The organism is Anaerolineales bacterium, assembly GCA_016928575.1.
Lineage (GTDB): Bacteria > Chloroflexota > Anaerolineae > Anaerolineales > RBG-16-64-43 > JAFGKK01.
Genome location: JAFGKK010000137.1, coordinates 1 through 4511 on the forward strand (window position 1 = coordinate 1; position 4511 = coordinate 4511).

Annotated in this window: 6 protein-coding genes; 3 read left to right on the plus strand and 3 right to left on the minus strand. The window is 63.6% G+C overall.

The genetic code is table 11. The features are described from left to right. Nucleotides 1-178: 178 nt before the first annotated feature. On the plus strand, nucleotides 179-499 hold the full coding sequence (locus JW929_16690) for an MTH1187 family thiamine-binding protein (GenBank protein MBN1441044.1): 321 nt from the start codon (nucleotides 179-181) through the stop codon (nucleotides 497-499). Beyond that, nucleotides 492-1394, plus strand: coding sequence for an EamA family transporter RarD (gene rarD, locus JW929_16695; GenBank protein ID MBN1441045.1), 903 nt, complete (start codon nucleotides 492-494; stop codon nucleotides 1392-1394). Before JW929_16690 ends, rarD begins: the two co-directional genes overlap by 8 nt. 131 nt (nucleotides 1395-1525) lie before the next feature. Here rarD and JW929_16700 read toward each other — a convergent pair whose 3' ends face one another. From JW929_16700 to JW929_16710, 3 genes are read right to left on the minus strand one after another with little or no spacing between them, the layout of a single operon-like run. Further along, nucleotides 1526-2221, minus strand: a complete 696-nt coding sequence (locus JW929_16700; protein MBN1441046.1) for a queuosine precursor transporter — start codon at nucleotides 2219-2221, stop codon at nucleotides 1526-1528. 22 nt (nucleotides 2222-2243) lie between these two features. Then, nucleotides 2244-3215: an adenine nucleotide alpha hydrolase family protein gene (locus JW929_16705; protein MBN1441047.1), complete on the minus strand. Its 972-nt coding sequence runs from the start codon at nucleotides 3213-3215 to the stop codon at nucleotides 2244-2246. Between the two features lie 2 nt (nucleotides 3216-3217). Further along, entirely contained in the window at nucleotides 3218-3427 is a 210-nt protein-coding gene (locus JW929_16710; GenBank protein MBN1441048.1) for a MoaD/ThiS family protein, read from the minus strand. Between the two features lie 146 nt (nucleotides 3428-3573). Between JW929_16710 and JW929_16715 the strand changes: the two genes are divergently transcribed. Further along, a complete protein-coding gene (locus JW929_16715) occupies nucleotides 3574-4422 on the plus strand; it encodes a DegV family protein (GenBank protein MBN1441049.1) in 849 nt (282 codons plus the stop codon). Nucleotides 4423-4511 lie beyond the last annotated feature (89 nt).

A 4511-nucleotide genomic window follows, 5' to 3' on the forward strand; every position in this document is an offset into this window, starting at 1 on the left:
CAGGAGAGGGGGAAGGGGCCAGGGGATAGGGGTGAGGATGGAAAAGAGCAGGATTTCATTTCAATATTACTGAGGCTGAGCAGATACAATAAATTATAATAAAAAACTCCGCGTCCTCTGTGTCCCCCGGCCCGCCGGGGGCGGGCTCTGCGGTGAAAAAGGTTTCCGGGAGGCCCCGATGAAAGTGATCGTGGATTTTACAATCGTCCCGCTCGGCGCGGGCGTTTCGCTCTCGCCGTACGTCGCCGCCTGCGAGCAGATCCTGCGCGGCGCCGGAGTGAAGGTCCAGCTGCACGCCAACGGCACCAACCTCGAGGGGGAGTGGGACGAAGTGCTTGCGGCGGTCAAACGCTGCCACGAGGAGGTGCACCGGATGGGCGCCCCGCGCATCTTCAGCGCGCTGAAGTTCAACACCCGCACCGACCGCGGGCAGACGATGGAGGAGAAAATCGAAAGCGTGGAAAAACGGATGCGGACGGGGAGCGGATCGGATGCATAAGGGTTTTTGGTACGCGGTCCTCGCCTATTTCACCTGGGGGCTCTTTCCGATGTACTGGAAGGCCCTGCAGGGGATCCCCGCCCTGCAGCTTCTCGGCCACCGAATCGTATGGTCGTTCGTTTTCATGATGATCCTGCTCGCCGTGCTCGGTCAGGGGAGGGCGTTCAAGGCCGAGATTTCCTCGCCGCGGATCCTGCTGATTTACGGCGCGGCGGCGGTGTTCCTGGCGGTCAACTGGCTGATCTACGTCTGGGCGACCATCACCGGCAACATCGTCGAGACCAGTCTGGGGTATTTCATCAACCCGCTGCTTTCCATGCTGCTGGGGATGGCGTTTCTGCGCGAGCGGCTGCGGCCTTTCCAATGGATCCCGGTCGCCCTGGCCGCGGCCGGGATGCTCTACCTGACCTTCGCCTACGGGTATTTCCCCTGGATCGCCTTGGTCCTGGCTTGCTCGTTCGGAATTTACGGCTTCCTGCAGAAGGTGGCCCCGTTGAGTGCACTGCACAGCATTGCGCTGGAAACGACGCTCCTGCTGCTGCCGGCGCTCGCCTACCTGCTGGCCATGGAGCTATCCGGCACCGGGGCTTTCCTCCATTCCGGCCCGGCGATCAACCTGCTGCTGATCGGTGCGGGTGCGGTCACCGCGGTCCCCCTGCTGCTGTTCGCCGCGGCGACCCAGCGCATTACGCTGTTCCTGGTCGGCGTGCTGCAATACATCGCCCCCTCGATGTATTTTTTGCTCGGCGTGCTTCTCTACGACGAACCGCTGACGCCGGAGCGGTTGACGGGGTTCGTCATCATTTGGCTGGCGCTGATCCTGTTCGCCGTCGAGGGGTATTGGAACCACCGCAAGAACGCCGCCAACCAGGAGCCGCGGATCATGCCGGTGTGACGCGGAGGACGCTCGGAAATAGACCGGGGGGAAGGTCGTCCGGCATGCAACGCGCCGCCGTATGCCGGCAGCCATCGCGTTCATTGGTCTGATCGTTTTTTTTATGCGGATGACCCGTCAATCGGGAGTGGTCAGAATTTAAACGGCGTGAAATCCGTCTCGCGGTCGAAATAATCCTCGTTCTCCTTGCGCTTCAGCCAATTGACCACCCGGTAGGTGACCGGCGTGGCCAACACCTCGTAGGCGACCTTGGAAAGCCACTCGCCGAGCATGATCGGCAGCACGTCGCCGGGCGCGACCAGGCCTCCGAAGGCGAGAATCCCAACGAAGATCCCCGTATCGGCGATTTGGGCCACGAAGGTGGAGCCGATCGTGCGCATCCAAAGGCGGCGCCCCCCGCTCCAGATCTTCATCTTGGCCATCACGAACGAGTTGAGGAATTCCCCGGCCAGGTAGGCGGCGAACGACGCCAGCAAAATCAGCGGGGTGTAGCCGAGGATCGCGTCGTAGGCGGTTTGCGACGCCGCGGACGATTCAAACCCCGGCAGGGCCCAGGTGGAGGAAGGCGGCAGCGCGCCGGCCGCGAGGAACGAAACCACTGCCAGCAAATTGCAGCCGAACCCGATCCAGATCACTTGCCGCGCCTTGGCGTAGCCGTACACCTCGGTGAGCACATCGCCGAAGATGTAGGACACCGAGAAGATCAGCAGGGCCGCGGTGAGCTTGAAGGGTCCGAGCTCGATTTGCTTAACGGCGACGATGTTCGAAACAATCAGCGCGGTAACGAAGACGGCGGTGACGAGCGGGAAAAAGCGGTGTTGTTTCATGACATCCTTCTATCTATCTCCCTCACTCCTTCACTCCCCCTCTCCCAGCATCAGCTGGAAGAGGGGGTTGGGGCGTGAGGGTGTCCCACAGACGGCAAAAGGCGCATTTGCCCGGCGCGGAGGTGGGTTGCCCGCATTTCTCGCACTCGTGCAGGTCGGCATCCCCCGACGCGCCCGGGGCGAACAGCCCCTGCTCCTTGGCTTGCAGAAAGGCCAGGTAGAACTGCAGTTTGGCCCCCGGGCGGTCCTCTTCCATCCGGTTAAGCAGGTTCTTGTAATACAGGGTCGAGGAACCCTCGGAGAAGGGACACTCTTCGTAGAGGTATTCAATCGGCGTCATCAGCGCATACGCCGCCGTTTCGCGCTCGTACATCCGGCAGAAGGGTTTCACCTTCCGCGCGAGTCCCGGACGCGTGGCCGGCAGAACCGGCGCTTGGCGGGCGAGGTACCCCCCGGCCCAGATCATGGCGTTGTGGAGCAGGACGGCGGCCTCGTCGTCGAGGTTGTGCCCGGTCGCCACGGCGGCGTATCCCCCTTCGCGGGAGATCCGGTTCATGATATGCCGCTTGACCATTCCGCAGACGGCACACGGCTTGCGCCTTCCGCGGAGCGTACGGCGCGCGGCTTCCGGGATCGACGCGCCGTATTCCTCCGCGACGGAGACCACCTTCAGCGGCACGCCGCGCGCGGCGGCGAACTCCTCGCACAGTGCGCGCGATTTCGACGAATGGGCGGTCCCCTCGTCGATCCCCAGATCGATGTAGAGGCCGTCGGCCGCGTAGCCCAGGCGGCAAAGCACGTCCCACAGCGCCAACGAATCCTTTCCGCCGCTCACGGCAACGAGGATTCTGTCCCCGTGTGCGAACATGCGGTAGTGTGCGATCGCCTTCTCGGTCTGTTCGGGAAGCCACTCCAGGAAATGCGCGCGGCACAGCGCCAGCTTGTGCTGGCGCATGTTGATCGCCGCGCGCTCCCCGCACTTGCGGCACTTCATCCTCAGCCTCCGGACATCACCGACACCAGCCGGATCTCCTCGCCCGGCTGGAGGATCCGGTCGTCGATGACTAGCTCGCCGTCCCGGACGGCCAGGACGGCTTCAGGGGAAAGGCCGGTTTTGCGGATCGCGTCGCGCAGCGTGGTTCCGCTGCGGACCTCGAACTTGCGGCCGCGGTGAACGAGAACGGTTTTCGGCGCCTGCTTTTCCATGCCGGGCATTGTACGGTAGCCGTGAGAAACCCGTCAACCGCGGATTCCACGGCGCCGCTCCACCGGTTCGAATCCCATCCGCACCGGACCGTCCGGTATAATGGAAATCGACGAAATTGACGAAACCGGCTGCCGGGAGGAAAGCCATGAACCAAACCGTAGTTGTAACCGACAGCACCGCGCACATCCCGCCGGAATTACTGCGGCAATACGGCATTCAGGTCGCCCCGCTCGCGGTTGTGTGGGACGGAAAAACCCTCCATGACGGCTTGGACATCACCCCCGAGCAGTTCTATGCCCGGTTGAAAACCTCCAAGACAATCCCGACCACTTCCCAGACCACCCCGGAGGAATTCATCAGGATATTCGCCCCGATCCTGGCCGAGGGAAAATCCATTCTGGGCGTGTTCATCTCCAGCCGTCTTTCCGGCACCGTCGAATCCGCCGTGCGCGCCAAGCAATCCATGCCGGACGCCTCGATCGAAATCGTGGATTCCATGAGTTCGGCCATGGCCGAGGGTTTCGCCGCCCTCGCCGCGGCGCGTTCCGCGCAATCCGGCGCCCGGCTTGCGGAGGCGGCGCAGGCCGCCCGCCAAGCCATCGCGTGCACCAACGTGGTGTTCGTGGTCGACACGCTCGAGTTCCTGCACCGCGGCGGACGGATCGGCGGAGCCCAACGGTTCCTGGGCACCGCGCTGAATCTGAAGCCCCTGCTCACCGTCCGGGAAGGCAAAGTGGAGGCGCTGGAAAGCGTGCGCACGAAAAAGAAGGCCACGGAGCGGATGCTGGACCTGGTCGAAGCGCAGGTCGCCGGCCGGCGCCCCCTACGGATCAGCCCGCTGCACGCCTCGGCCCTGGAAGAAGCCCAGGCGCTGATGCATGCCGCGCAGGACCGTTTCCAGCCGGATGAATGCATCCTCAGCGAGGTCAGCCCGACGATCGGAACGCATGTCGGGCCAGGCACGATCGGACTCGCATATTGCGCAGGGATTTAGCCAGCGGAAGACGCACAAACGGAGAATAGGGCCTGCCCCGCGCCTGCCCCTGCGCCTGTCCCCGCGCCTGTCCCCGCGCCTGCCCCGCG

Excerpts from the sequence above, each read along its gene's own strand:
- JW929_16710 (MBN1441048.1), bottom strand. The coding sequence starts at position 3,427 with ATGGAAAAGCAGGCGCCGAAAACCGTTCTCGTTCACCGCGGCCGCAAG.
- JW929_16700 (MBN1441046.1), bottom strand. The coding sequence starts at position 2,221 with ATGAAACAACACCGCTTTTTCCCGCTCGTCACCGCCGTCTTCGTTACC.
- JW929_16715 (MBN1441049.1), top strand. The coding sequence starts at position 3,574 with ATGAACCAAACCGTAGTTGTAACCGACAGCACCGCGCACATCCCGCCG.
- JW929_16690 (MBN1441044.1), top strand. The coding sequence starts at position 179 with ATGAAAGTGATCGTGGATTTTACAATCGTCCCGCTCGGCGCGGGCGTT.
- JW929_16705 (MBN1441047.1), bottom strand. The coding sequence starts at position 3,215 with ATGAAGTGCCGCAAGTGCGGGGAGCGCGCGGCGATCAACATGCGCCAG.
- rarD (MBN1441045.1), top strand. The coding sequence starts at position 492 with ATGCATAAGGGTTTTTGGTACGCGGTCCTCGCCTATTTCACCTGGGGG.